General features: G+C 69.1%; 22 protein-coding genes and 1 other RNA gene. 11 read left to right on the top strand and 12 right to left on the bottom strand.

What is annotated here, in order from left to right:
• Positions 1–199 precede the first annotated feature (199 nt).
• Positions 200–1,072: a hypothetical protein gene (locus OG976_RS03100; RefSeq protein ID WP_328357746.1), complete on the top strand. Its 873-nt coding sequence runs from the start codon at positions 200–202 to the stop codon at positions 1,070–1,072.
• Between the two features lie 5 nt (positions 1,073–1,077).
• Here OG976_RS03100 and OG976_RS03105 read toward each other — a convergent pair whose 3' ends face one another.
• From OG976_RS03105 to OG976_RS03115, 3 genes are all read right to left on the bottom strand, one after another.
• Positions 1,078–2,616 (bottom strand): alpha/beta hydrolase, encoded by a 1,539-nt coding sequence (locus OG976_RS03105; RefSeq protein ID WP_328363106.1) that lies wholly within the window; start codon positions 2,614–2,616, stop codon positions 1,078–1,080.
• Between the two features lie 124 nt (positions 2,617–2,740).
• Positions 2,741–4,285 (bottom strand): alpha/beta hydrolase, encoded by a 1,545-nt coding sequence (locus OG976_RS03110; protein ID WP_328357749.1) that lies wholly within the window; start codon positions 4,283–4,285, stop codon positions 2,741–2,743.
• A 78-nt stretch (positions 4,286–4,363) separates the two neighbouring features.
• Entirely contained in the window at positions 4,364–5,782 is a 1,419-nt protein-coding gene (locus tag OG976_RS03115; protein ID WP_328363108.1) for a WS/DGAT/MGAT family O-acyltransferase, read from the bottom strand.
• Positions 5,783–5,997: 215 nt separating this feature from the next.
• On the opposite strand from OG976_RS03115, the gene panB reads away from it, so the two are divergent.
• The gene (gene panB / locus OG976_RS03120; RefSeq protein WP_328357752.1) at positions 5,998–6,840 is read left to right on the top strand and encodes a 3-methyl-2-oxobutanoate hydroxymethyltransferase; all 843 of its coding nucleotides are present in this window, start codon (positions 5,998–6,000) and stop codon (positions 6,838–6,840) included.
• A 79-nt stretch (positions 6,841–6,919) separates the two neighbouring features.
• Here the strand turns inward: panB and OG976_RS03125 are convergent, their stop codons facing one another.
• Together OG976_RS03125 and OG976_RS03130 are read right to left on the bottom strand one after the other, a co-directional pair.
• Positions 6,920–7,702, bottom strand: a complete 783-nt coding sequence (locus OG976_RS03125; protein WP_328357755.1) for an enoyl-CoA hydratase/isomerase family protein — start codon at positions 7,700–7,702, stop codon at positions 6,920–6,922.
• A 10-nt stretch (positions 7,703–7,712) separates the two neighbouring features.
• Entirely contained in the window at positions 7,713–8,390 is a 678-nt protein-coding gene (locus OG976_RS03130; RefSeq protein ID WP_328357757.1) for a TetR/AcrR family transcriptional regulator, read from the bottom strand.
• A 155-nt stretch (positions 8,391–8,545) separates the two neighbouring features.
• Here OG976_RS03130 and OG976_RS03135 point away from each other — a divergent pair, with 155 nt between their 5' ends.
• The 3 genes from OG976_RS03135 to OG976_RS03145 are packed head-to-tail and all read left to right on the top strand — an operon-like array spanning position 8,546 to position 11,924.
• On the top strand, positions 8,546–9,298 hold the full coding sequence (locus OG976_RS03135) for a DUF1989 domain-containing protein (RefSeq protein WP_328357760.1): 753 nt from the start codon (positions 8,546–8,548) through the stop codon (positions 9,296–9,298).
• A complete protein-coding gene (locus tag OG976_RS03140) occupies positions 9,295–9,927 on the top strand; it encodes an urea amidolyase associated protein UAAP2 (protein WP_328357763.1) in 633 nt (210 codons plus the stop codon). Before OG976_RS03135 ends, OG976_RS03140 begins: the two co-directional genes overlap by 4 nt.
• Positions 9,924–11,924: a 5-oxoprolinase/urea amidolyase family protein gene (locus tag OG976_RS03145; RefSeq protein ID WP_328357766.1), complete on the top strand. Its 2,001-nt coding sequence runs from the start codon at positions 9,924–9,926 to the stop codon at positions 11,922–11,924. Before OG976_RS03140 ends, OG976_RS03145 begins: the two co-directional genes overlap by 4 nt.
• On the opposite strand, the gene OG976_RS03150 is transcribed toward OG976_RS03145, so the two are convergent.
• Positions 11,921–13,762 (bottom strand): fatty acyl-AMP ligase, encoded by a 1,842-nt coding sequence (locus OG976_RS03150; protein WP_328357769.1) that lies wholly within the window; start codon positions 13,760–13,762, stop codon positions 11,921–11,923. The genes OG976_RS03145 and OG976_RS03150 overlap by 4 nt on opposite strands.
• 174 nt (positions 13,763–13,936) lie before the next feature.
• Here OG976_RS03150 and OG976_RS03155 point away from each other — a divergent pair, with 174 nt between their 5' ends.
• Positions 13,937–15,457 carry a CYTH and CHAD domain-containing protein gene (locus OG976_RS03155; protein WP_328357772.1) on the top strand — a complete coding sequence of 507 codons (1,521 nt, stop codon included), beginning with the start codon at positions 13,937–13,939 and terminating at the stop codon, positions 15,455–15,457.
• 7 nt (positions 15,458–15,464) lie between these two features.
• Here the strand turns inward: OG976_RS03155 and rnpB are convergent.
• Positions 15,465–15,859, bottom strand: an RNA gene (rnpB, locus tag OG976_RS03160) — RNase P RNA component class A.
• Positions 15,860–15,878: 19 nt separating this feature from the next.
• A complete protein-coding gene (locus tag OG976_RS03165; RefSeq protein ID WP_328357775.1) occupies positions 15,879–16,499 on the bottom strand; it encodes a class I SAM-dependent methyltransferase in 621 nt (206 codons plus the stop codon).
• 46 nt (positions 16,500–16,545) lie between these two features.
• Here OG976_RS03165 and OG976_RS03170 point away from each other — a divergent pair, with 46 nt between their 5' ends.
• Positions 16,546–17,124, top strand: coding sequence for a helix-turn-helix domain-containing protein (locus OG976_RS03170; RefSeq protein WP_328357778.1), 579 nt, complete (start codon positions 16,546–16,548; stop codon positions 17,122–17,124).
• 3 nt (positions 17,125–17,127) lie between these two features.
• On the opposite strand, the gene OG976_RS03175 is transcribed toward OG976_RS03170, so the two are convergent.
• The 3 genes from OG976_RS03175 to OG976_RS03185 are packed head-to-tail and all read right to left on the bottom strand — an operon-like array spanning position 17,128 to position 19,989.
• The gene (locus OG976_RS03175) at positions 17,128–18,207 is read right to left on the bottom strand and encodes a bifunctional RNase H/acid phosphatase (protein ID WP_328357781.1); all 1,080 of its coding nucleotides are present in this window, start codon (positions 18,205–18,207) and stop codon (positions 17,128–17,130) included.
• The gene (locus OG976_RS03180; protein WP_328357784.1) at positions 18,204–18,941 is read right to left on the bottom strand and encodes a zinc ribbon domain-containing protein; all 738 of its coding nucleotides are present in this window, start codon (positions 18,939–18,941) and stop codon (positions 18,204–18,206) included. The genes OG976_RS03175 and OG976_RS03180 overlap by 4 nt, the downstream gene beginning before the upstream one ends.
• Complete coding sequence (locus OG976_RS03185; protein ID WP_328357787.1) at positions 18,931–19,989, bottom strand: Nif3-like dinuclear metal center hexameric protein; 1,059 nt, start codon at positions 19,987–19,989, stop codon at positions 18,931–18,933. The genes OG976_RS03180 and OG976_RS03185 overlap by 11 nt, the downstream gene beginning before the upstream one ends.
• A gap of 58 nt (positions 19,990–20,047) precedes the next feature.
• On the opposite strand from OG976_RS03185, the gene OG976_RS03190 reads away from it, so the two are divergent.
• Genes OG976_RS03190 through OG976_RS03200 form a run of 3 tightly spaced genes read left to right on the top strand, consistent with a single transcriptional unit; the run spans position 20,048 to position 22,037 of the window.
• Positions 20,048–20,719 (top strand): HAD-IA family hydrolase, encoded by a 672-nt coding sequence (locus OG976_RS03190; protein ID WP_328357790.1) that lies wholly within the window; start codon positions 20,048–20,050, stop codon positions 20,717–20,719.
• Positions 20,712–21,215 carry a low molecular weight protein-tyrosine-phosphatase gene (locus tag OG976_RS03195; protein ID WP_328357793.1) on the top strand — a complete coding sequence of 168 codons (504 nt, stop codon included), beginning with the start codon at positions 20,712–20,714 and terminating at the stop codon, positions 21,213–21,215. The genes OG976_RS03190 and OG976_RS03195 overlap by 8 nt, the downstream gene beginning before the upstream one ends.
• Positions 21,216–22,037 (top strand): SURF1 family cytochrome oxidase biogenesis protein, encoded by an 822-nt coding sequence (locus OG976_RS03200; RefSeq protein WP_328357797.1) that lies wholly within the window; start codon positions 21,216–21,218, stop codon positions 22,035–22,037.
• On the opposite strand, the gene OG976_RS03205 is transcribed toward OG976_RS03200, so the two are convergent.
• The gene (locus OG976_RS03205) at positions 21,991–22,956 is read right to left on the bottom strand and encodes a cobalamin biosynthesis protein (protein WP_328357800.1); all 966 of its coding nucleotides are present in this window, start codon (positions 22,954–22,956) and stop codon (positions 21,991–21,993) included. The two genes, OG976_RS03200 and OG976_RS03205, sit on opposite strands and share 47 nt — an antisense overlap.
• 34 nt (positions 22,957–22,990) lie before the next feature.
• Between OG976_RS03205 and OG976_RS03210 the strand changes: the two genes are divergently transcribed.
• Positions 22,991–24,703 carry an amidohydrolase gene (locus tag OG976_RS03210; RefSeq protein WP_328357803.1) on the top strand — a complete coding sequence of 571 codons (1,713 nt, stop codon included), beginning with the start codon at positions 22,991–22,993 and terminating at the stop codon, positions 24,701–24,703.
• Positions 24,704–24,716: the final 13 nt, after the last annotated feature.

The following is a 24,716-nucleotide window of genomic DNA, read 5'->3' on the forward strand; positions in this document are numbered from 1 at the left end:
TGCACCGGCTGTTAATTCTGTGTTACGTAGGCGGTACAAGCCGCCTCAGCAGGCAAATGCCGACGTCGCGCCGAGACCGCCGCAGACGGCTTCCCGGCGCCACCGGCAAGTAAATCTTTCCCTGTTGTCAATTCTGACCCGATCAAGCATTCCGGCTACTAAATTCCCTTACTACTGCAACGACCAGGGAGGCACCGGCATGCGTACGCCCAAGATCATCGGCTCAACCACACTCGGCGCCTTCGCCGCCGGGACACTGCTCAGCGTCGGCCTGGCGTCGGCGCCGGCGGCCAACGCCAGCTGTGCCTCGTTCTGGGGAATCGGGAACAGCGCGGACTGCACCAGCAGTATCGGCAGCGTCGCCATCGCGCTCGGCACGGGCGCCAAAGCCACCGCGACCGGACTCTTCGGCACCGCGTTCGCGGCCGGCGACAACGCGATAGCCACGAACCTGGGGTCCTTCACTTTCGCCATCACGGCGGGCAACTCGTCTGCTGCCTACACCACCGGCCTGTTCAATATCGCCGCGCAGTTGGGCTCGGGCGGACAGGCCAGCGCCGAAGGCTTGAGCAGCGCAGGCAACCTCGGCTTCAACATCTCCCTCAATATCGGGCCGGGCGCCAATCCGTGGAGCTACGTTTCGACAAACGGCATCGGCAATATCGCAGTCAACCTGTTCGGCACCGGTACCGGCGCATTCGACACCAATAGCGTGACCGCCTCCGGAATCATCAACGTGGCGGCGAATCTCGGCGGCCAGAAGAATCACCTCACGGCGGTGGGCGGTAGCAGCGGTGCCTTCAACACCGCGTTCAACATTGCGGGCAGCACCAATAACGTCACGGCCGGCACCGGGCCGTTCGCCATCGCCGGAACGATCCTCCAGAGCAACGCAAGCGTGGTGAAGTCCGGGCCCGGCTTCAACATCAACGGCATCGTCGTCGGCGGGGCATCCGCGGTGAACGCCCGCAAGGCCTCCCCTGCTGCAGCGTCGAAACCCAAGGCCGCCAACAGCTCCGCCGAGAACGCCAAATCCACCGGCGGGTCCAAGCGCGCCAAGAAGGCCGACTAGAACCCTCAGCAGTGCAGGTCGCCCGGGACCTCCCGGTCGACGAAATACCGCACGATCGCCGAGTCGACGCACATATCACCGTTGAACACCGCCGTGTGCTGGGTGCCGGTGTAGGTGATCAGCGGGGCGTTCAACTGGTGGGCCAGGTTCACGCCCGACTCGTAGGGAGTGGCCGGATCGTGTGTCGTGGAGACGACGACGACGCTGCCCGGCGACGCCGGCGACGCCGGGTGCGGTGTCGAGGTCGGCGGCACCGGCCAGAACGCGCAGATGTCCCTGGGCGCGAACCCGGTGTACTGACCGTAGGACTGAAACGGCGCCGACTCGCGAGTGCGCCTGTCGATGTCGGCCCACACCGCAGGGTCGGTGGGCGTCGCGTTGTCCACACAGCGGATGGCATTGAAGGCGTCCTGGCCGTTGCTGTAACGGCCCCACGGATCGCGGCCCTGATACTCGTCGGCCAGCAGCAACAGGTCGCCGGCATCGCTGTGCCGCGCCAAGCCGAGCAGGCCGCTGGTGAGGAACTTCCAGTACTGCGGCGCGTACAGCGCGTTGAAGGTGCCGGTGATCGCGTCCTGGTAGCTCAGTCCGCGCGGATCGGATGTCGGGCCGGGCGTGGTCACGAGCGGGTCGACGAGCTGGTGGAACCGCGCGACCCACTGGGTCGGATCGGTGCCCAGCGGGCAGCCCCGCGACTTGGCGCAGTCGGCGGCGTAGTCGTCGAAGACCACCTGGAAGCCGTTCATCTGCTGAATGATCGAGCCGACGGTGTCCTGAGCGGGGTCGATCGCACCGTCGAGAACCATGGTGCGCACCCGCTCCGGGTACCGCTCGAGGTAGGCGGTGCCCAGCTCGGTGCCGTAGCTGAAGCCCAGGTAGTTGATCGTGTCGTCGCCGAGCACCTGGCGAACGGTGTCCATATCCTTTGCCGCCGAGGCGGTTCCGACGCCGGCCAGAAACGCACTGCCCATCTTGTCGGCGCACTCGGCGGCGTAGTCACGGTAGATCTGTTCGATCGCGGCGACACCCTCGGGGCTGTAGTCGACCATCGGGTTGCGCCGCCAGGCATCGAACTCGGCGTCGGTGCGGCACCGCACCTCGGGTGTGGAGTAGCCGACCCCGCGCGGGTCGAACCCGACGAGGTCGAAATGCTCGTTGATGGGACTACCCGCCAGGGCGTACCCCATTGCCGCGGTGGCGTCGACCGCCGACGCGCCCGGACCACCGGGGTTGATGAACAGCGCGCCGATTCGCTGACCGGTTGCCGGGATCTTGATGACGGCCAATTGCGCTTGCGCGCCAGCGGGATCGGCGTCGTCGATCGGTACCGGGACAGCGATGCACACCGCGTTGGGGACGTCACCGGACGCACCGCCGAGAAAGCGTTCACAGCTTCCCCAGAGAGCCTGCGGCGCCGTCGTCTGACCGGCTCCCGGTTCAGTGGCAGCAGCCGGTGGCACCGCGACACCGAGGGCAAGCACGGTGCACAGGAACCAGGAGGACAGGGCCGAGCCGACTCGACTCGTGCGTCCCATGGATGCCATCGTCGCACGGCTGGGCCGCGAACGTGCGGGCGAGCCGGTCACGCGTCGATCTCAGATGGAACCGACTTCGGTAACGCTTGTTGACGTAGGCGTAAAACTGTTGTCCCGCTGCGATTTTCAGTACTCAGCAGGTAGCCCCGGGCGGCGGCACGGTGAGGTTCACGAGGTAGGCGGCGGCGTAGTTGTCCACGCAGGTGTTGCCTTGGAACACGACGGTGTGCTGGGTTCCGTTGAAGGTCAGCAGGGCCCCGCCGAGTTGCTTGGCCAGGTCGACGCCGGCCTGATAGGGCGTGGCCGGGTCGTTGGTCGTCGACACCACCAGCACCGGCGGCAGGCCGGGCGCGGCGACCAAATGCGGAGTGCTGGTCGGCGGGACCGGCCAGAACGCACACGTGCTCAGCGGCGCGTTGCCGGTGAACGCGCCGTAGCTCATGAACGGCGCGACCTCGCGCATCTTGCGGTCTTCCTCGATCACCTTGGTGCGGTCGGTGATCGGTGGCTGGTCGACACAGTTGACGGCGATGCGGGCGTCGGTGGCGTTGGTGTAGCGGCCTTGGGCGTCGCGGCGCATGTACATGTCGGCCAGCGCCAGCATGGTGTCGCCGCGACCGTCGGTCATCTCGCTGAGCGCCTGGGTCAGGTGCCGCCACAGGTTCGGTGAGTACAGCGCCATGATGGTGCCGATGATCGCGTCGCTGTAGGCCAGTCCGCGTGGGTCGGCGGTGGGCAGCGGCTTCTTCACCAGCGGGTCGACCAGGTTGCGGTAGACGTCGACGGCCTTGGCGGGATCGGTGCCCAGCGGGCAGGTCGGATCCTTGGCGCAGTCGGCGGCGTAGTCGTTGAAGGCCTGCTGGAATGCCGCCGCCTGGTCGATGTCGGCCTGGATCGGGTCGGCGTTGGGGTCGACGGCGCCGTCGAGGATCATCCCCCGGACCTTGTCCGGGAACGCTTCGGCGTAGGCCGCCCCGATGCGGGTGCCATACGAGTAGCCGAGATACGTGATCTTGTCGTCGCCGACGGCCGCGCGCAGCGAGTCCATGTCCTTGACGACGCTGGCGGTGCCGATGTTGGCCAGGAAGTCCTTGCCCATCTTGTCGACGCAGCGCTGGATGAAGGCCTTGGTCTCGCCCTCGATGTGCGCAATGCCCTCGGGGCTGTAATCGACCTGCGGGTCGGCCCGCAGGCGGTCGTTGTCGGCGTCGGAGTTGCACCACAGTGCCGGAGTGGAGGATCCGACGCCGCGCGGGTCGAAGCCCACGAGGTCGAACTTCTGGCGCACGTTGGCGGGCAGGTTCTCGACGATGCTCGCGGCCGCCTCGATACCGGACTCCCCCGGGCCGCCGGGGTTGATGATCAGCGAGCCGATCTTGTCGCCGGTGGCCGGGAACCGGATCAGCGCCAGGCTGGCGATGCCGTCGTCGGGCTTGGCGTAGTCCACCGGGACCGCGATCTTGCCGCACTGCGCGCCCGCCGGAATCGGCAGTGCGTTGCCGCCACCCCCGCCGGCCGCGCGGCACGGCCCCCACGTCACCGGCTGGCCGAGCCTGGGCTCGGCGATGACGGCCGTTCCCGACACCATGGTGCTGCAGCCGGCACTAGCGACGAGTCCGGCCACGGCGGAAAGCACCAGTGCGGTGCGAAGGACGCGCGGGCGGTGGTACTGCCTCATGGCAAACATGCTGCCATGCTTTCGGGGGGCGGCTTACGCACCGACCCGCCGAGGACGGGCTTTCCGGTCAGCCGCGGTTCACTTCCGGCCTTGTTTGGCGGCCGGTTTCGTCGCGTCGAGCAGTTCCTTCATCCCGACGGCGAAGTCGTCGGCCATGTCCCACAGGTCCGGCAGCAGCTCGGGGCAGGAGATCAGTCCGACGTCGAGCTTGCCGTTGAGCGACATCACGGTGATGTTGAGGCCAGAGCCGTGGAAGATCGGGCCCAACGGATACATCGCGGTCACTTCGGCACCCAGGAAGTAGAGCGGGATCTGCGGTCCGGGCACATTGGAGACGACGAGGTTGTGCACCGGACGCGATTCGGTAAGCCGGCTGCGGGCGTACACCCGCATCGCGACGCCGAAGATCGCCGGGCCGGCGAACTGACTCCAGTCCTGCAGCAGTGTCGCGCCGATCGCCGAACTGTGTTCCTTGGCGGTGTCGTTCGCCTCGGCAATGGCCGCCAGACGCTTTGCCGGATCCTCGATCTGGGTCTCGAGTTTGGAGAACATTCCCGACACCTGGTTGCGGCCCGGGCGGTCCGAACGGTCGTGCACCGACACCGGGATCATCGCCACCAGCGAGGAGTCGGGCAGTTCGCCGCGCTCGAGCAGGAACTGACGCAGCACTCCGGCGACCAGCGCCATCACCACATCGTTGACCTTGACCCCGAAGTGGTTCTTGACCTTCTTGATGTCATCGAAATCGAGTTCGGCGAAGGCGACGTTGCGGTGCGCGGTGACGCTGGCGTTGAAGCGGGTCTGGGGTGCGGCGAACGGCGCGGCCATCGCGCGACCGCCGACCGCGCGTTTAACGGTGTCGAAGACCGTGGTGACGGTGGACGGAAGCACGTTGGTGGCCAGGTGCATCGGCCGGGACACGAAGTTGCCGAGACCGCCGAGCGCGATGCGCAGCGGGTTGGCGTCACCCTGGCCCTCGACCGGGGCCGGCGGCGGCGCGTCGGGCTCGGTGGAACACAGCTGGGACATCAGGTTGGCGCCGGTGACTCCGTCGACGGCGGCGTGGTGCACCTTGGTCAGCACGGCCAGCCGGCCGCCGTTGCGGGCGTCGGTGCCGGCCACACCTTCGATGACCCACATCTCCCACAGCGGGTAGCGGCGGTCCAGTGGCAGCGAGGCGAGATGACCGCAGATCTCCCCCAGTTCGACCCGGCCGCCGGGGGCGGGCAGGCCGATGCGGTGGAGGTGACGGTCGATGTCGAAGTGCTCGTCTTCCACCCACACCGGGTGGTCGAGGTTGAGGAAGCTGTTGGCCAGCTTCTCCCGGAAGTTCGGCATTGCCTTGACCCGCGACTGCAGCGCGGTGCGCAGCCGATCGAAGGTGTAGCCGCCCGGAATCGTGGCGGCGTCCAACTCGAGCACCGAGCACACATGCAATGGCTGGGAAGGCGTTTCGAGATAGAGGAAACTTGCGTCGAGTCCGCTGAGCCGCTGCAGGTGTTGGACCATGCCGCCGATGGTATGTCTGCGCAGATGCCGCCCGAGCCGGATTCGGCCAACGCCGCATACGCCGCCAGGTTTGTGGTGTGACAAAGTCCACTTCACTCGCCGTTCACCTTTGCCGGGTGGCGGTGGCAGACTTATCAGGTCAGACGAACCCGGGGACCCGGATGGGCCACGAGGATCGACAGAGACGATTACTAGGGACAATGATGTCTGAGCAGACTGTTTACGGTGGCTGTACTACGCCCGCTGTGGCCCGCGTCAAGGTACGTACGCATCACCTGCACAAGTGGAAGACCGAGGGCCACAAGTGGGCCATGCTGACGGTCTACGACTATTCGACCGCCCGCGCCTTCGACGAGGCGGAGATTCCGGTGCTGCTGGTGGGTGACTCCGCCGCCAACGTCGTCTACGGCTACGACACCACGGTGCCGATCTCGGCCGACGAGCTGATCCCCCTGGTTCGCGGCGTGGTCCGCGGCGCCGAGCACGCCCTGGTCGTCGCCGACCTGCCCTTCGGCAGCTACGAGTCCAGCCCCGCGCAGGCCCTCGCGACCGCTACCCGGTTCCTCAAGGAGGCCGGCGCGCACGCGGTGAAGCTGGAGGGCGGCGAGCGTGTCGCCGACCAGATCGCCACGCTGACCGCCGCCGGTATTCCGGTGATGGCCCACATCGGCTTCACCCCGCAGAGTGTCAACGGCCTCGGCGGTTTCCGGGTGCAGGGCCGTGGTGACGCCGCCGAGCAGACCATCCACGACGCGATCGCGGTCCAGGAAGCCGGCGCGTTCGCGGTGGTGATGGAGATGGTGCCCGCAGAGCTGGCCACCCAGATCACCGGCAAGCTGACCATCCCGACGGTCGGCATCGGCGCGGGCCCGAACTGCGACGCTCAGGTGCTGGTGTGGCAGGACATGGCCGGACTCACCAGCGGCAAGACCGCCAAGTTCGTCAAGCGCTTCGGTGACGTCGGCGGCGAACTACGCCGTGCCGCAACGCAATACGCCACTGAGGTCGCGACAGGCGCATTCCCCGCCGAGGAGCACAGCTTCTAGGCGACCGTTCCCGCCCAAACCGACAAACGGGCGCGAAAGCGCGAGTGGAACCCGCCATTTCGTCGATCTGGGCGACGGGTCAACTGAACTTCGGCGCGCGCTTGTTGAGGAACGCGTCGATACCTTCTGCGCCGTCCGGGCTGTCGGCGCACGCGGCGATGAATTCGGACTCCAGATCCATCTGGGTTTCGATGTCATTGCCGAAGGTCGTCAACAGCAGTTTCTTGACAGCACTGCTGGAACCCTTTGCCGCCGAGGCGATCTGCTCAGCCAACGCCTGCGCTGTGGCCGCCAGGTCGGCGGCCGCAACGGTCTCGGTGACCAGACCCCATTCGACGGCTTCGGCCGCGCTCAGCGTGCGATTGGTCAGCATCAGTTCAGTGGCGCGGCGCACCCCGACCAGGCGCGGCAGGTAGTACGACGAGCTGCCGTCCGGGCTGAGCCCGGCCTTGGTGTAGGCCATGGTGAACGAGGCGTTGTCGGCGGCCAGCACCAGATCACCCGCGACGGCCAGGCTGAACCCGGCACCGGCGGCGACACCGTTGACCGCGGTGATCAGCACCGCGTCCATCCGGGCGAATGTCGCGATGGCGCGGTGCAGGTCGTCGGCGATGCCCTTGACGAAGCGGCCGGGCCCCAGCGGAGAGGCGGCCATCGCCTTGAGATCACCACCGGCACAGAAGAACCGCCCCGCGCCGGTCAATACGACGACCTTGACGTCGGGCGCCGTGCAGTGTTGGGCGACCTCGGCCAATTCCCGGGTCATGGTGTCGTTCATGCCATTGGCGGCTTCGGGGCGGTCCAGCACGATGCGCGCGATTGGCCCGCTCTGCTCGAAGCTCAGGCTCTCGTATTCGCTCATTCGGCACACGTTAACCGGTGACCGCGGGCTCCTCGCGCCGGGTCTGCAGCCGGTCCGCACTGCGGTCGCGCAGGGCGGCGGTATCGCCGCGCCAGCCGAGGATCCGTACAGCGCCGTCGGCGATGATCCGCGGCGTCTCCGGCGGGCACACCCCGTCGTCGGAGCGCCGGTTGATCACCGACTCGACGAGCCGGAACGGAAGGTCGTCGGCGTCGGGGACACCGTCGCATTCGGCGATGACCTGGGCCGCCAGTTGCCGATAACGGTCGCGCAGTTGATCGCGGCTGATCCGGAACTGTTCGAAGCGGTCGACCCGCAACTCCGGGAGCAGGTAGAGCGCGCCGAGGTTCCAGCGCTTGGCGCACAGTTGCGACACGTCGCCGACCACCAGGGCGTGCAACCGTTCTGCGGCCGGGCCGTTTTGGCCGAGCAGGTCGGCCGCCAGCGCCAGTGGCTCGTCGACGGTGCCGGCCAGAAGCGCGTCGAGAATGTCGTCCTTGGTGGCGAAGTGGTGGTAGAGCGAGGCCTGCCGCATACCGACCGCGTCGGCGATCCGACGGGTGGACGTCGCCGCGTAGCCCACTGTGGTGAACAGTTCGGCCGCCGCGTCCAGGATCTCCTCGCGGGCGGTATTGCCCGGTCGGCGGGACTGCTCGAGCCGCGGCCGGCCCCGGCCCTCGCTGCGCATAGGACATTGTTGCACTGCCCGGATGTGCCAATACCTGTCATTTGATAGAAATAGAGTCAACGCAAGCGTTACACCCGTGACACCCGACGGGAACGGGGTCACTTAAAACTTTCACTTGACAGTTAATCGGGTTCGTCCCGGACAGGAGTGACACCATGACCACCGCGTCGACCGACGGCGCCCGCTCGCACGCCCGCTCCCAGGCCGCCGCCGCGGCCATGCGCATCCCGGCCGTGCCCGACGGCGTCGACGACACCCGCCTGGTGTGGTCGGAGGCTGTGCCCGCCGAGTCCTACGCCACCCGGGTGCTCGGCCGCGGAACCCGTCTTCGGTTCTCCGACCCCGATGGCGGAGCGTGCGCGCACCTACTGCTGTTCCGCGCCGACGCATCGTGGGAGCGGCTCAACGTCGCCGACACCATGAAGGTGCCGTGGCAGGCCTACCTCAGCGCCGGGCACCCGCTGCTGTCCGACCAGGGCCGGGTGTTGGCCACCGTCGTCGCCGACACCTCCGGTCACCACGACATGCTCTGCGGCCTGCCCCCGTCGGCACGTCCCACGATGCTGCTGGCGGCCATCAAGCACGGCATGGACATTCGTGACGTGGCACCGTCGGCGACGCTGTTCAAGGGTGCCCGGGTCGAAGAGTCCGGCGCCCTGACCTTCACCGGTTCCGCCGGTCCCGGCGCTGCGGTGGATCTGCTCATCCATCTGCCCGTGGTCGTCGCGGTGGTCAACACCGCCCATCCCCTCGACCCGGCACCGGCGGTCACCGGACTCGACATCGTCGCGTGGCGTGCCCCCGAAGAACTCACCACCCCGGTCAACGACGACCCCGAGTATCTCAGGGCCTTGTTCAACACCGAATCAACATGGGCCGCAGAACAATCCAGTGAGGAACTTCGATGACGACCGCACTACCGACGGTGATCCGAGACGAAGTCGTGGCGGCCTGCGCGCCGTGGTCGGCGATCCTGCGCACCGGCCAGTCCCTGCAGATCATCGACCTGCACGGCAACCAGGCGGTGGACACGCTGTTCTACGCCGTCGACGGCGACCGGGTCGATCCGGCCGGCCGCTACAGCGCCCAGGTCACCGTGGCCGCCCAGCGCAACATCTTCCTGACCACCGGTTCGGTGCTGCGCGCCGCCGACGGCCGGCCACTGGTGTCGATCGTCGCCGACGAGGTCGGTAACCACGACACCATCGCCGGCGCCTGCTCCAAGGAGTCCAACACCCTGCGCTACGGGCACCACACCGTGCACCAGCACGCCTGCGCCGAAAACTTCCTGGCCGAGGCCGCGACTTGGGGAATGGGCAAGCGCGACATCGTCTCCAACGTCAACTTCTTCATGAACGTGCCGGTCGAACCCAACGGCACGCTGGGCATCGTCGACGGCCTCTCCGCCCCGGGCAAGTCACTGACGCTGCGCGCCGAGAGCGACACCCTGGTGCTGGTGTCGAACTGCCCGCAGATCAACAACCCGTGCAACGGATTCGACCCAACGCCGGTGCGGATGGTGATCACCGCATCATGACGAGCCTCCAGGTCGTCCGGCAGGGCATGCTGACCACCGTCCAGGACTGGCCCGGCCGGATCGGTTACTGGCATGTCGGGGTGCCGCCGTCGGGACCGATGGACGACCTGTCGTTCCGGATCGGCAACCGAGTCCTGGGCAATCAGGAGGGTGCAGCCGGGCTGGAATGCACCAAAGCCGGCCCGGCCCTTCGGTTTCCCGACGGTGGACGGGTGTGCGTCACCGGCGCTCCGGCACCGGTCACCCTTGACGGAGTTCCGGTGGCGCAGTGGCAGTCGGTCACCGTACCGGCCGGCGGTCTGCTCGACGTCGGGATGGTCGACGGCCCCGGGATGCGCTGCTACATCCTGATCGCCGGCGGCCTGGAAGAGCCCGAATATCTCGGCAGCACAGCCACCTTCACGCTCGGCACGTTCGGCGGCCACGACGGGAGGCCGCTGCGCGAGGGCGACGAGCTGACCGCCGGGCACGATCCGGGTCCGCTGTCGAGCCGGCCCGCCCGCGCGGCCATCGAGGAACAGCCCGCGATCGGCCATCGCTGGGAGGTCGCCGTCACCGAGGGCCCGCACGCCGCGCCGGAGTTCTTCACCCGCGCTGACATCGACACCCTGGTCAACACCGACTACACCGTGCACTTCAACTCCGACCGCACCGGCGTGCGCCTGGAAGGCCCCAAGCCACAGTGGGCCAGGACCGACGGCGGCGAAGCCGGCCTGCACCCGTCGAACATTCACGACAATGCTTACTGCGTCGGCACTTTGGACTTCACCGGCGACACCCCGATCCTGCTCGGGCCGGACGGACCGAGCCTGGGCGGCTTCGTCTGTCCGGTCACCGTGGTGCGCGGCGACCGCTGGAAGCTCGGCCAGATGGCGCCCGGTGACAGCGTTCGCTTCGTTCCGGTGCGGGCCGATCGCGCACCGTCGCTGGGCAGCATCGACGCCGACCGGCGGGCCTCGCTACCGCTGGTGATCTCCACCTCCGGTGACGCCGACGACGGCGTGCTGACGCGATTCACTGCCGCCGACGACATCGCGGTGACGGTGCGCCGCGACGGCGACGGAGGCTTGCTCGTCGAGTACGGCGCGATGGTCCTCGACCTGGCTCTGCGCGCGCGGGTCCACGTGCTGTATGAGGCCATGCTGGCCAGCCGGGTTCCCGGCGTCACCGAACTCACCCCGGGCGTGCGCTCACTGCAGGTGCAGTTCGATCCCGCCGTGATCTCGATGCCCGAACTCGTCGACCTGCTGGCCCGTACCGAGGAAACACTGCCTGCCACAGACGAACTCGTGGTCCCCAGCCGCACCGTGCAATTGCCGCTGTCCTGGGACGACCCGTCGACCCACGAGGCGATCCAGCGCTACATCCACGGTGTGCGCGCCGACGCGCCGTGGTGCCCGTGGAACATCGAGTTCATCCGCCGCATCAACGGACTCGCCGACGTCGAGGCCGTCCACGACATCGTCTACCAGGCGCAGTACTTGGTACTCGGTCTGGGCGACGTGTACCTGGGTGCGCCGGTGGCCACCCCACTAGACCCGCGCCACCGGTTGGTCACGACCAAGTACAACCCGGCTCGGACCTGGACACCGGAGAACGCCGTCGGCATCGGCGGGGCATACCTGTGTATCTACGGGATGGAAGGCCCCGGCGGCTACCAGTTCGTCGGGCGTACCACCCAGGTGTGGAACCACCAGCACCCCAACGATTCTCAATCGTTCGAACCCGGAACACCGTGGCTGCTGCGCTACTTCGACCGCATCAGCTTCTACCCCGTCAGCGCTGAGGAACTTCTCGATCTGCGGTCCGACATGGCGGCGGGCCGGGGCAACGTCGACATCCGCGACGGCGAGTTCTCGATGTCTCAGTACCAACGGTTCCTGGCCGGCAACGCAGACAGCATCGCCACCTTCCGTGGGCAACAGGCCGAGGCGTTCGCCGCTGAACGGCAGGCATGGGACAAGGCCGGCGAGTTCTCCGGTCAGCTGGCCAGTTAGCGGCTGCCGAGGACTCCGGCCAGGTATTCGGCGCGGCAGGCCCGCCGGGCGAGCTTGCCGCTGGTGGTGCGCGGGATCGCGCCGGCGGCGACCAGTCGCACGTCGGCAACCGGCAGCGCGTGCTGGCGGGAGACGGCCGCCCGGATGGCCTCGACGACCGGCCCGGGGTCGGCCTTGCCGGCACCCGGGCCGCGCTCGGCGATGATCACCAGCCGCTCGCCTGCGCCGTCGGGTCCGGGCACCGAGAAGGCGGTGACGAACCCGGGGCGCACCGCGCTCGAGGACTCGGCCACGGTGGCCTCGATGTCCTGCGGGTAGTGGTTGCGGCCGTCGAGGATCACCAGATCCTTGATACGGCCGGTGATGTAGAGCTCGCCGCCGAGATAGACACCCATGTCGCCGGTGCGAAACCACATGCCGTCGGCCGCGACACCCTCGGCATGGGTGCCGCTGTCCAACCGCACCTGCAGCTTGTTACGGAAGGACAGCTCGGTTTCGCGCTCGCGGCCCCAGTAGCCGCGCCCGATGTTCTCGCCGTGCAACCAGATCTCGCCCACCCCGCCGTCGGGCAGCTCGGCCCCCGAGCCTGGGTCGACGATGACCGCCCACTGGCTGCGGGCGACGTGGCCGCACGACACCTGCGGGACGGCGTTCGGCGCGTCGCGCGACACCGGAACGGCACGGCCCAGGCCGAGTTCTTCGCGGTCCAGGTAGATGGCGGTCGCCCGGGCATCGGAACCGATCGTGGAGACGAACAGCGTCGCCTCGGCCATGCCGTAGGACGGTTTGACCGCGGTGGGCGCCAGCCCGTAGGGCCCGAACACCGCGTTGAACTTGTCGATCGAGGCGATGTTCACCGGCTCGGAACCGTTGATCAGCCCGGCGACATTGCTCAGGTCGAGGTCCTCACCGGCCGGCGGCAGCCCGCGCTGCGCAGCCAGCTCGAAGGCGAAGTTGGGTGCCGCGGCAAAGGTTCGGCCCCATTTGGCTTCCGCGGCAAGCTCTTTGATCCAGCGATGCGGCCTGCGGACGAACGCCGTCGGCGACATCAAGGTCAGGTGACCGCCGAACAGGGCCGGGAACATGATCATCAGCAGACCCATGTCGTGGAACAGCGGCAGCCAGCTGACGCTGGCGGTGTCCCAGTCCAGCCCGACCGAGATGATCATCTGCACGACGTTGGTCAACACCGCGCGGTGGGTGATCTCGACGCCGGCCGGGGTGCGGGTCGATCCCGAGGTGTACTGCAGATAGGCGATTCCGTTGCTCTCCAGCGGCGCGGGCACGAACGTCTCCCCGACCGAATCGGGCAGCGCGTCGATCGCGATCACCCGCGGTCGGCGCGAGTGCGGCAGCTTGCGCACGAAAGCCTGCGCGGCCTCGGCGGCCGCCGTGGTGGTCAGCACCGCAGAGGGCAGCGCGTCGGTCAGCACCGCGTCCAGCCGCTCGGCGTGGCCGGGCAGTTCCGGGGCGAACAACGGCACCGCGATATTGCCCGCCTGGATCGCCGCGAAGAAACCGACGACGTAGTCGACACCCTGCGGGGCCAGGATCGCCACCCGGTCACCGGGTGAGGTGACCTGTTGCAGCCGCGCCCCCACGGCGCGCAGCCGCGCCCCGAGCTCCCGCCAGGTCAAGTTGATCGTGATTCCTGCGGAGTCGTGGTCGAAGTCGAGGTAGCGGTAGGCGGCGGTCTCGCCGAACTGGGCGATGTTGTGGTCGAGGAAATGCGTGATGGTCAGATCGGCGGGAAGTGCGATGTTGCCGCTGTCGTCGAGATAGTCCTCGAGCCTCAGCCGGACACCCTGGTCGGCGGCGGATGCGGGTTCGCGGCTCATGATCGAATTTTACGATCGGCCAGCACATTTCCCCGGTCCGCACGCGGCGCGCCGCCGAATCCGCGGTGGCTCCGGCGGCGGCCGCCGACATCGCGGCGCGGCGTCGTGTTCACTTGGATGTGACACCCTGTGCGGCAAGACGGACTACACGGTGGGTCGCGAGCGAAGGTGGAAATGGCTGCTAAAGCTGCGGGTTCGACCCGCCACGTGGAAGTGGAGCAGAAGTTCGACGTCCCGCCCGAGACGGTGTTTCCGTCGTTCGAGGGGCTGACGTTCGTCTCCCGGGTCGAGCGGCTTCCGTCACAGTCTCTCGACGCGGTGTATTACGACACATCAGGCCAGGATCTGGCGCGACGGCGTGTCACGCTGCGCCGCCGCACCGGCGGTCCGGACGCCGGTTGGCACCTCAAGTTGCCTGCCGGACCGGATGCCCGCACCGAGGTCCATGCGCCGCTGGACGGCGGTACGCACGCCGCGGACAGCGAGGTTCCCACCGAACTCGTCGACATCGTGCTGGCAATCGTGCGGGATCGTCCCCTGGTCCCGGTCGCGCGGATCTCGACCACCCGCAATGTCGTGCTGGTCTACGGGACCGACGGTGCCGCGCTGGCCGAGTTCTGTGACGACCAGGTCAGCGCGTGGGCCATCGATCCCGCCGACGGCGCCAGCGGCGAGGAGCAGGGCTGGCACGAGTGGGAGCTGGAACTGGTCGACGGCGAGGCCGACGGCGGCAAGGATGTGCTCAGGCGGCTGGCCAACCGGCTGCTCGACGCCGGTGCGGCCCCGGCAGGGCACGGCTCGAAGCTGGCCAAGGTTCTACAGGCCGGGCTGCCGGCAGCCCCCCGTCCCGAGCCGTCCCCCGATCCCGTGCACCGAGCGGTCGCCGAACAGGTCGACCAGATGCTGGAGTGGGACCGGGCGGTGCGCGCCGACACCTGGGATTCGGTGCATCAGATGCGGGTGACCACCCGCAAGATCCGCAGCCTGCTGCAGGCGTCCGAGGACTCCTTCGGCCTGACCGACGACGCGTGGGTGCTCGACGAACTGCGTCAGCTCGCCGCCGTGCTGGGCGTGGCCCGCGACGCCGAGGTGCTCGCGGAGCGCTATGAACGCTCCCTGGACGAACTGGCTCCGGAATTGGTCCGCGGCCCGGTGCGCGAGCGCCTGGTGGACGGGGCCAACCGGCGCTACCAGGCCGGACTGCGACGGTCGCTGGCCGCGATGCGCTCGCCGCGGTACTTCCGCCTGCTCGACGCGCTGGAGGCTCTCGTCGCCGCCGAGCCGACGCCGCCCGCTCCTGGTGAGGAGCATCCGCCGGTGAGTATCGACTCGGCCTACAAGCGGATCCGCAAGGCGGCCAGGACGGCCGCGCACGCCGAAGAAGACCACAAGGACGAAGCGCTGCATCGAATCCGCAAGGGCGCCAAGCGTCTTCGCTACGTCGCAGCGGCAACGGGCGAGCCAAAGGTGTCCGACCGGGCCAAGGTCATCCAGACCCTGCTCGGCGACCACCAGGACAGTGTCGTCAGCCGCACCCACCTGAGCCAGCAGGCCGAGGCCGCCTACGCCGCCGGTGAGGACACGTTCACCTACGGCCTGCTCTATCAGCAGGAAGACGATCTTGCCGAGCGGTCCCGCGAACAGCTCGAGGACGCGCTGCGCGCGCTCAAGCGCGCCGTCGACAAGGCGCACTGAGCGGGGGCGGACGAGCTGGCCTGTAAGCCGGATTCTGTTCCGCCCTGCCCCGGTTGACCGTGACAAGGCGGCGGCGACCATCCATCTGGGCACACCGTCGCCGGGTGCCTCGAGCGGCCTACCCGCAGGCTCGGGCGAGCAGCCCTCGGACGCCTGCGCAGCCGCACCAGGTGCGGCCTCTTGGCCTTGCTTCGGGTGGGGTTTACCGAGCCACTCCGGTCACCCGGAATGCTGGTGCGCTCTTACCGCACCTTTTCACCCTTACCACCCTGACGGGTGGCGGTTTGTTTTCTGTGGCACTGTCCCGCGAGTCACCTCGGATTGCCGTTAGCAATCACCCTGCTCTGTGAAGTCCGGACTTTCCTCGACTCACAAGTGAGCCGCGGCCGCCCGGCCAACTCGTCCGCCTGAACACGGTAGCTCATCGGCGTCGCAGCTGGATCACGTTGTCGACCAGGGTGGTCTGCTCGCCGTCGGGTCCGACGGCCTCGCGCGGCACGGGTCCGACCCTGGTGGTCTCCCACCGGGCGGGGTCCAATGCCAACCCGTCGATCACCTCGTGCGGGGACTCGAACACGTGGTGGTGGACCTCCTCGGGTGCCCAGGGGGGCATACCGCCGTGGTCGACGATCAGCAGCGTGCCACCGGGTGCCACGGTCGCCGCTGCCCGGCGCAGGATGGCAGGCCGGTCCATCTCCACCAAGCTGTGGAAGAACTGCGCCGACACCAGATTGAACGGGCCCGCGGGCAGGGTCTGGGTCAGGTCGTGCTGCTGAAAGTCGATGTGGGACAACACCCCACGCTTGCCGGCCTCCTCGGCGGCGCGGGCCAGCGCGGTGGCGGACACGTCGACGGCCACCACCTGCCAGCCGTGCTCGGCGAGCCAGATCGCGTCCCCGCCCTCCCCGCAGCCCAGGTCCAGCGCGACGCCGCAGTCGAGCTGCGGGGCGATCTCGGCGAGCTGGGCGTTGACCCGCCCGCTCCAGATCCGCGGTTTCTCGGTGTAGCGCTGCTCCCAGTGGGCCTGGTGTTCGTTGTCCATACTCCGAGCTTGTCCCGACCACCCGGAACTGGCAAGGTCTTTTGCCATGCAGGCAAACGGCGCCGACGGCGATGTCGACCGACGGGTGCGGCGGCGGCTACGTGAGCTGCGCACCCGGCTGAGCCTGACACTCGAGGAGGTGGCCACCCGCGCCGGTATCGACGTCTCGACCCTGAGCCGGCTCGAATCGGGCAAGCGGCGCCTGGCCCTCGACCATCTCCCCCGGCTGGCCGCCGCACTGTCGGTCAGCACGGACGAACTGCTGGGACCGCCGCAGGCTACCGACCCCCGGGTTCGGGCCCCGTCTCAGACGAGAGGCCTGGTCACGTATTGGCCGCTGACCCGCCACGGCGGCGCGGCGGGCCTTCAGGCCTTCAAGATCCGCATCAGCGCCCGCCGGCGCACACCGCCGGCGGAACTGCCGACCCACGAGGGCCATGAGTGGCTCTACGTGCTGTCCGGGCGGCTGCAGCTGATCCTCGACGAGCAGCACTTCGTCGTCGACCCCGGCGAAGCGGTGGAGTTCAGCACGTGGACCCCGCACTGGTTCGGTGCCGTCGACTCCGCGGTGGAGGCCATCATCTTGTTCGGCGCCCACGGCGAGCGGGTGCACCTGCGGTCGTAGGGATCAGCCCAGATATGACGTCTGGTTCACCAACCGGACCGAGGAGCCGCCATCGGGATAGAACTCGGCGATGCTCAGCGACGCCAGGTCCAGGTGCAGGCGGTGCAGGATGCTCGCCCCGGCGTCCAGCGCGAGGCGCAGCATCGTCTTGATCGGCGTCACATGCGAGACGACCAGGACCGTCTGGCCGGGATGCGCGGCGATGATGCGGTCCTGGGCGCGCCGGACCCGGTGGGTGACGTCGTCGAAGCTCTCACCGGCGGGCGGACGCAGGCTGGTGTCGCGCAGCCACTGGCCGTGCAGGCCGGGGTCACGTTCGGCGGCTTCGGTGAAGGTCAGGCCCTCCCACGCGCCGAAGTCCGTCTCGATCAGGTCCTCGTCGACCACGACATCGCGGCCGAGCGCCGTGGCCGCCGCCGAGGCCGTCGCCACGCAGCGCTGCAGCGGCGAGCTGATCACCGCGTCGACCTCGCCCCGCTGCGCCAGGTAACGCGCCGCCGCGTCGGCCTGCCCACGGCCCGTCTCGGTCAGTTCCGGGTTGCCGCGGCCCGAATAGCGGCGCGCGACCGACAGCTCGGTCTGGCCGTGGCGCAACAGCAGAAAGCGGGTCGGCTCGCCACGGTTTCCGGTCCAGGCCGCGGGCGGCACGGCCACCGCCCCCGCGGGCGGGTCGGCGATCGAGGCGGGCCCGTCCATCGCCTCGTTGGCCAGCCGGTCGGCGTAGGAGTTCTGTTCGCGAGGGATCCACTCGTAGGTCACCGAGTCGAACGTCGACGCCAGGGCGCGGGCCTGCTGATGCAGCTCGGCCATCGCGGCATGCTTGACCTTCCAGCGCCCGGCCATCTGCTCGACGACGAGTTTGGAGTCCATCGACACCGCCACCTCGGTGGCGCCGACCCTGCGGGCTTCCTCCAACCCGGCGATCAGACCGCGGTATTCGGCGACGTTGTTGGTGGCCACGCCGATAGCGCTGCCGTGCTCGGCGAGCACGTGCTGCCGGTCGGCCGACCACACCACCACGCCGTAGCCCGCCGGGCCGGGGTTGCCGCGCGACCCGCCGTCGGCCTCGACGACTACTTTCACCGGCTGAACCCGTCGATGCGCAACAGGATTGCTCCGCACTCGGGGCAGCGCAGCACCTCGTCCTCGGCGGCGGCCGAAATCCGGGCCAGCTCACCGCGGTCCATCTCGATTCTGCAGGCCCCGCACCGGCCGCCAAGGAACCGCGCCGCACCGACCCCCGATGACTTGCGTTGCCGTTCGTAGAGTTGCGCGAGCGCGGTGTCCAGGCCGGCCACCACGTCGGCGCGGCGCGCGGCGTTCTCGGTGCGCAGCTTGTCGACGTCGCCGAGCGCTTCGTCGCGCCCGGCCGTCGCGGTGGCCAGATCATGCTGCAGCGCTTCGAGTTTCGACGCCGCGGCAGTCTGCTCGGCCACCAGTTGCTCGCGGCGTTCCATCACCTCCAGCAGGGAGTCCTCCAGGCTGGCCTGCCTGCGCTCCAGGGTCTGCAGCTCGTGCGAGAGCTCCTCGAGTTGTTTGGGGTTGACGGTGCCGGAATCCAGCAGCCCGCGATCGCGCTCCTCGCGCTGGCGCACACCGTCGATCTCGGACTCGAACCGGGTCACCTGCGCCTCGAGGTCCTCGATCGCGATGGTCAGGGCGGCGAGGTGGTCGCTGGCGCCGCGGTGCTCGGCCAGCACCTGCTCGTATGCCTGCTGCTCGGGCAGATGCGCCGCGCGATGGTCGGTACGGGTCAGCTCGGCGTCCAGCTCTGCCAGCTCCAGCAGCGAACGCTGCTGTGTCACTTCAGCTTTCACAGCCTGCCTTTCGGGGTTGATGCTCGATGTTCCACGGGTCGGTACGGATGCCGCAGACGGTGACCGGCAGCACCGGACCGAAATGCGAGCCCAGCAGTTCGGCGGCCTGGGTGCACCACGGGTATTCGCCGGCCCAGTGCGCGACGTCGACCAGTGCCGGCCCGCCGGCCCGGCGGTGTTCGTCGGCGGGATGGTGCCGCAGATCGGAGGTGACGTAGACGTCCACGCCGGCGGCCGAGGCCGCCCCGAGCAGCGAGTCGCCGGCGCCGCCGCAGACCGCCACCCGCGACACCGGGGCATCCGGATCACCGGCGCCGCGCACGCCCCAGGTGGTCTGCGGCAGCACCGCGTCCACCCGGGCCACGAAGTCGGCGAACCGCAGCGGTTCGGCGAGGCTGCCGATCCGGCCGATCCCGACACCCGCGGGCAGCGGTGCCAGCGTCAGCACGTCGAACGACGGCTCCTCGTCGGGGTGGGCGGCACGCAGGGCCGCCAGGATCTGGGCCCGCAGCCGCGCCGGGGCCACCACCTCGACGCGTTCCCCGGGACGGTGCTCCGTCGTGCCGATCGCCGGTATGGCGCCGGCCGCGAGGACCGCCGAACGCAGCGCCTCGGAGTGCTCCGGCGGGACCAGGATCTCCCACTTGTCGGTGTCGGGCGCAGCCGCGGGATCCAGGACGCCCTCGACGGACAACCCCAGCACGTCCGCCAGGGCGTCGGACACCCCGGGGTTCGCCGAGTCGGCGTTGGTGTGGGCGGTGAACAATGCGGAGCCGGCGCGGATCAACTGGTGGATCAACGCACCTTTCGGGGTACTGGCCGCCACGGTGTCCACCCCGCGCAGCAACAGCGGGTGGTGGGCCAGCAGCAGACCGCGCTGCCCCACCGTCGCGACCACCTCTGCGGTGGCGTCCACGGCCACCGTGACGGAGTCGACGACGTCGTCGGGGTCGCCGCAGACCAGGCCCACCGAGTCCCAGCTATGGGCCAGGCTGGGCGGGTAGGCCGCGTCGAGCACAGCGATGATCTCGGCGAGTCGTGCGCTCATCTCGACATCTCCACCACGCCAAGCACAGTACCGCCGGGCGATCAGGGACAATGGAGCCGTGACCCGCACGGCCTCCGCCACCCGCCCGCAGTTGGTGATCTTCGATCTCGACGGCACCCTCACCGATTCCGCGGACGGCATCGTCGCCAGCTTCCGGCACGCGCTGACAGCCGTGGGCGCCGAGGTTCCCGGCGGTGACCTGGCAGGCCGGATCGTCGGGCCGCCGATGCACCAGACCCTGACCGCCATGGGGCTCGGCGAATTGGCCGACGACGCGATGGCCGCCTACCGGGCTGACTACACCACTCGCGGCTGGGCGATGAACAGCCTGTTCGACGGTATTCCGCAGCTGCTCGAGGACCTGCGGGCAGCCGGGGTGCGGCTGGCGGTGGCGACCTCGAAAGCCGAACCGACGGCGCGGCGGATCCTCGAGCACTTCGGCCTGTCCGAGGCGTTCGACGTGATCGCCGGCGCCAGCGTCGACGGGACCCGCTCCAGCAAGGCCGAGGTGGTGGCGCACGCGCTGGGTCAGTTGCAACCCCTGCCGCAGCGGGTGGTGATGGTGGGCGACCGTGCCCACGACGTGGAAGGCGCTGCCGAACACGGCATCGACACCATCGTGGTCGGTTGGGGTTACGGCGCAGGTGACTTCACCGATCCCGAGGCTGCGGCCGCAGCGGCCGCCCACGTCACCTCGGTCGCCGCGCTGCGCGAGGTGCTCGGTGTCTGAGACCACGGAAATACTGCACGTCACCTTCGTCTGCTCGGGCAACATCTGCCGCTCGCCGATGGCCGAGAAGATGTTCGGCCACCAGATCGCCGAGCGCGGTCTGGCCGACGTGGTGCGGGTGAGCAGTGCAGGGACCGGGCACTGGCATGCCGGTGAAGGGGCCGACGCGCGCACCAATGCCGTGCTGCGCCAGCACGGCTACCCCACCGAGCACCGGGCGGCGCGTCTGGCCGACGACCATCTCGGCGCCGACCTGGTGATCGCCATGGGCCGCAACCACCTTCGTTTTCTCACCGACCTCGGAGTGGAACCCGAACGGCTGCGCATGCTGCGGGCCTTCGATCCCCGCTCCGGCGCCCACGCCCTCGACGTCGAAGACCCGTACTACGGGACGCACGCCGACTTCGAGGAGACGTTCACCGTCATCGAGGCGTCGTTGCCGGGCCTACACGCCTGGGTCGACCAGCGACTGGCCGCCGAGGGTCTGGCGGGCTAGATGAAGCGCTGGTCGTTCCTGCTCAAACCCGGCTGGTGGGCACTGGGCCTGGTGGTGGTGGCGTTCGCCTACCTGTGCTTCACGGTGCTGGCCCCGTGGCAGCTGGGCAAGAACACCAAGACCGAGCGAGAGAACGACCAGATCCAGTCGTCACTGACGGCTGCTCCGGTTCCGGTGCAAACCTTTCTTCCGCAACAGAATTCGTCGGCACCCGACGCGCAGTGGCGGCAGGTCACCGCGACCGGGCGCTACCTGACCGACGCTCAGGTGGTGGCTCGGCTGCGGGTGGTGGGCGGCGAGCCCGCCTACGAGGTGCTGGTGCCGTTCGCCGTCGACGGCGGCCCCACCGTGCTGGTCGACCGCGGCTACGTCCGTCCGGTGAAGGGCACCGCGGTACCCGAGATCCCGGCTGCGCCCGGCGGCACGGTGTCCATCACCGCCCGGCTGCGTGACTCCGAGACCGCACCGCCGGACAAGCCGGCGTTCACCGAGAACGGCGTCACCCAGATCTATGCGATCGACACCCGTGCGGTGTCGGCCGCCACCCGGGTGCCGGTGGCAGGCTCGTATCTCCAGCTCACCGAGAACCAGCCCGGGGTGCTCGGCGTCGCCGAACTGCCGCACCTCGACGCCGGGCCGTTCCTGTCGTACGGCATTCAGTGGATCGCGTTCGGCATCGTCGCGCCGATCGGCCTCGGCTACTTCGTGTATTCCGAGGTCCGGGCCCGGCGCCGCGACGCCGAAGCGGACGCGGCCAAAGTGCCGTCCGAGCCGGTCACCGTCGAGGACAAGCTCGCCGACCGCTACGGCCGGCGACGCTGAGCCCGACCGCCACACCGGCCGCGGCCACCTGAACCACCCGCGAGAGCGCCACCGACCGGCGCAGGTCCTCGACCTGCGGCACCCGCCCGTCGCCCAGGGTGGGCCGGATCTCCAGCTCGTGCCGGTACTGCGTCGGGCCGCCGAGCCGCACCCCCAGCGCCCCGGCGAACGTCGCCTCCACCACCCCGGCGTTCGGGCTGGGGTGACGGGCGGCGTCACGGCGCCAGGCCCGCAGCGCCCCCGACGGCGACCCCGCGACCGCCGGCGCGCACAGCACCACCAGCGCGCCGGCCAGCCGGGCCGCGACATAGTTGGCGATGTCATCCAATCGCGCTGCCGCCCAACCGAATCGGGCGTAGCGCGGCGACCGGTTGCCGATCATCGCATCGAGGGTGTTGGCGCCGCGGTAGACCAGCACCCCCGGCACTCCCCCCAGCGCGGCCCACAGCAGCGGGGCGACGTGGGCGTCAGAGGTGTTCTCGGCCACCGACTCCAGCGCCGCTCGGGCCAGACCGTCGGAGTCGAGCACCGAGGGATCTCGCCCGCACAGCGACGGCAGCAGGTCGCGGGCGCCGTCGATGTCACCGGCGTCGAGCAGATCGGCCAGCCGGGTCCCGGTTCGGGCCAGCGTCGTACCGCCGAGTGCCACCCAGGTGGCGGCCGCCGTCACCGCGCCCAGAGCGGGACCACCACGGGCGCCCCGCTGCGCCGCCGTGCCCGCCAACGCCAGCCCACCCAGCAGGACGGCGACGTGCACGGCGCCGGCGGCGCGGCTGTCGCGGTAGGTCCTGGATTCGAGTGCGGCTGCGCACCAACCGAACCCCGCGACCGGATGGTGGCGCTGCGGGTCGGCGAACGCGACGTCGGCCAGTTGACCGAGCACGATTCCGGTGGCCCGCCACGGTCTGCGCACAAACACCTCGGCACTCTCTCACACGTGGTGTACTGCCCCCATGTCCAGCCAGATCCTGACGGCAGGCACCGTCATCACGATGGATCCAGCACGCCCGCGTGCCGAGGCCGTGGCCGTCACCGACGGCCGCATCGCCGCGGTGGGTTCGCTGGCCGAGTGCCAGGCGGCGTGCCCGGACGCCGAGGTCCTCGACACCGGGGTGGCCGCGCTGCTGCCCGGGTTCGTCGAACCGCACAGCCATCCGGTGATGAGCGGTGTGGCCACCCAGCCACCGGCGCGATCCATCGCGCCATGGGTCGCGCCGACCTGGGCTGATGTGGAAGCGATCATCGCCGAGGCGATCGCCGCGACCGACCCGGCGACCCCGCTGCTGTTCGCCGGATTCGACGCGCTGCTGCACGGCCGGCCCTCGCCGAAGGCCGACGAACTCGACCGGATATTCGGCGAGCGGGTCGCGGTGATCGCCGACAACTCGGGCCACGGCGCGTATTTCAACACCGCGGTCATGAAGCGCAACGGCTGGGATGTCACCCCGCCCCCGGATCCGGCCGGTGCCCATTACGGCCGGAACGCCGACGGCAGTCTCAACGGCCAGGGCTTCGAAACGGCGGCCATCATGGCGATCGCCGCGCCGGTGATGGCCGAACTGGGCGGCAACCCGCTGTTCAGCGCCGCACAGTACTACGCGGAGATGGCGCGCGGCGGCTACACGTCCACCTCGGACATGACCTATGACCGCAATCTCAAGACCGCCTACGAGGCGCTGGCCGCCGCGCCGTCGTGTCCGCTGCGGGTCAGCATGTGGGAGATGTCGACCTCCGACAGCTTCGCCGACCCCGAGAGCTTCGCCGCGGGCGAGGCGTTGTTGGTCAAACGCGGCGTGAAGCTGTGGACCGACGGCTCGCCGTGGATCGGCAACATCGCGACCTCGTTTCCCTACCTGAGCAACACGACCACCGCCGACGCCGGTATCGACCCCGCGGTGGCCGGTGGGGCGCGCTCGTTGAACTACACCCGCGAGGAACTCGACGTCACCCTCGACAAGGCCGCTCCAGCAGGCTGGCAGATGTCGTTTCACGCCAATGGCGACCTGGCGATCGAGTTGGCGCTCGACGCCTACGACGCGGCGCTGCACCGGCACAACCTGGTCGGCACCGACCATCGTTGGCGGCTGGAACACCTCGGTGCGGGCACCCGCGCGCAATTCGAGCGGGCCGCGGCACTGGGTGTCTACGTCTCGATGGCGCCGTTTCAGTACTACTACTGGGGTGACCTGCTCGACGGTCAGCTGTTCGACCACGAGCACGGCAGCCGCTGGCAAGCATTCGGTGACGCGGCGGCCGCAGGTGCGGTGCTGTCGCTGCACAACGACGGGTCGGTGTCGCCGCCGACACCGGTGCTCAACATCGCGACGGCGGTGTCCCGGCGCACCAGGGCGGGCAATGTCCACGGTCCCGAGCAGGCGATCTCACTGGACCAGGGGTTGCGTGCACATACGATCGACGCCGCACGCACACTGCACCGGGAGGATCTCGTCGGTTCGGTCAGCGTCGGCAAGCTCGCCGATTTCACCGAACTGACCGCCGACCCCTACACAGTCGATCCGGCGGAATTGGCGCAGAAAGCTCAGGTGAGCGGAACGTGGTTGAGCGGCAAGCGAATCGACCTCGACGAGTTCCTGGGAGCCGTCGGAGGTGCCGACCCCGGCACGCATGCTCATCTGGCCGGTGAACCCCGGCACACCTGCTGCTGAACCGTGCCCCGGG

The organism is Mycobacterium sp. NBC_00419 (genome assembly GCF_036023875.1).
In the GTDB taxonomy this organism is placed as follows: domain Bacteria; phylum Actinomycetota; class Actinomycetes; order Mycobacteriales; family Mycobacteriaceae; genus Mycobacterium.

Coding starts and splice junctions, on each gene's coding strand:
- OG976_RS03185 (WP_328357787.1), bottom strand. CDS start 19,989: ATGAGCGCACGACTCGCCGAGATCATCGCTGTGCTCGACGCGGCCTAC.
- OG976_RS03125 (WP_328357755.1), bottom strand. CDS start 7,702: ATGAGCGAATACGAGAGCCTGAGCTTCGAGCAGAGCGGGCCAATCGCG.
- OG976_RS03165 (WP_328357775.1), bottom strand. CDS start 16,499: ATGGACAACGAACACCAGGCCCACTGGGAGCAGCGCTACACCGAGAAA.
- OG976_RS03145 (WP_328357766.1), top strand. CDS start 9,924: ATGACGAGCCTCCAGGTCGTCCGGCAGGGCATGCTGACCACCGTCCAG.
- OG976_RS03155 (WP_328357772.1), top strand. CDS start 13,937: ATGGCTGCTAAAGCTGCGGGTTCGACCCGCCACGTGGAAGTGGAGCAG.
- OG976_RS03135 (WP_328357760.1), top strand. CDS start 8,546: ATGACCACCGCGTCGACCGACGGCGCCCGCTCGCACGCCCGCTCCCAG.
- OG976_RS03200 (WP_328357797.1), top strand. CDS start 21,216: ATGAAGCGCTGGTCGTTCCTGCTCAAACCCGGCTGGTGGGCACTGGGC.
- OG976_RS03130 (WP_328357757.1), bottom strand. CDS start 8,390: ATGCGCAGCGAGGGCCGGGGCCGGCCGCGGCTCGAGCAGTCCCGCCGA.
- OG976_RS03150 (WP_328357769.1), bottom strand. CDS start 13,762: ATGAGCCGCGAACCCGCATCCGCCGCCGACCAGGGTGTCCGGCTGAGG.
- OG976_RS03110 (WP_328357749.1), bottom strand. CDS start 4,285: ATGAGGCAGTACCACCGCCCGCGCGTCCTTCGCACCGCACTGGTGCTT.
- OG976_RS03170 (WP_328357778.1), top strand. CDS start 16,546: ATGCAGGCAAACGGCGCCGACGGCGATGTCGACCGACGGGTGCGGCGG.
- panB (WP_328357752.1), top strand. CDS start 5,998: ATGTCTGAGCAGACTGTTTACGGTGGCTGTACTACGCCCGCTGTGGCC.
- OG976_RS03105 (WP_328363106.1), bottom strand. CDS start 2,616: ATGGCATCCATGGGACGCACGAGTCGAGTCGGCTCGGCCCTGTCCTCC.
- OG976_RS03210 (WP_328357803.1), top strand. CDS start 22,991: ATGTCCAGCCAGATCCTGACGGCAGGCACCGTCATCACGATGGATCCA.
- OG976_RS03140 (WP_328357763.1), top strand. CDS start 9,295: ATGACGACCGCACTACCGACGGTGATCCGAGACGAAGTCGTGGCGGCC.
- OG976_RS03100 (WP_328357746.1), top strand. CDS start 200: ATGCGTACGCCCAAGATCATCGGCTCAACCACACTCGGCGCCTTCGCC.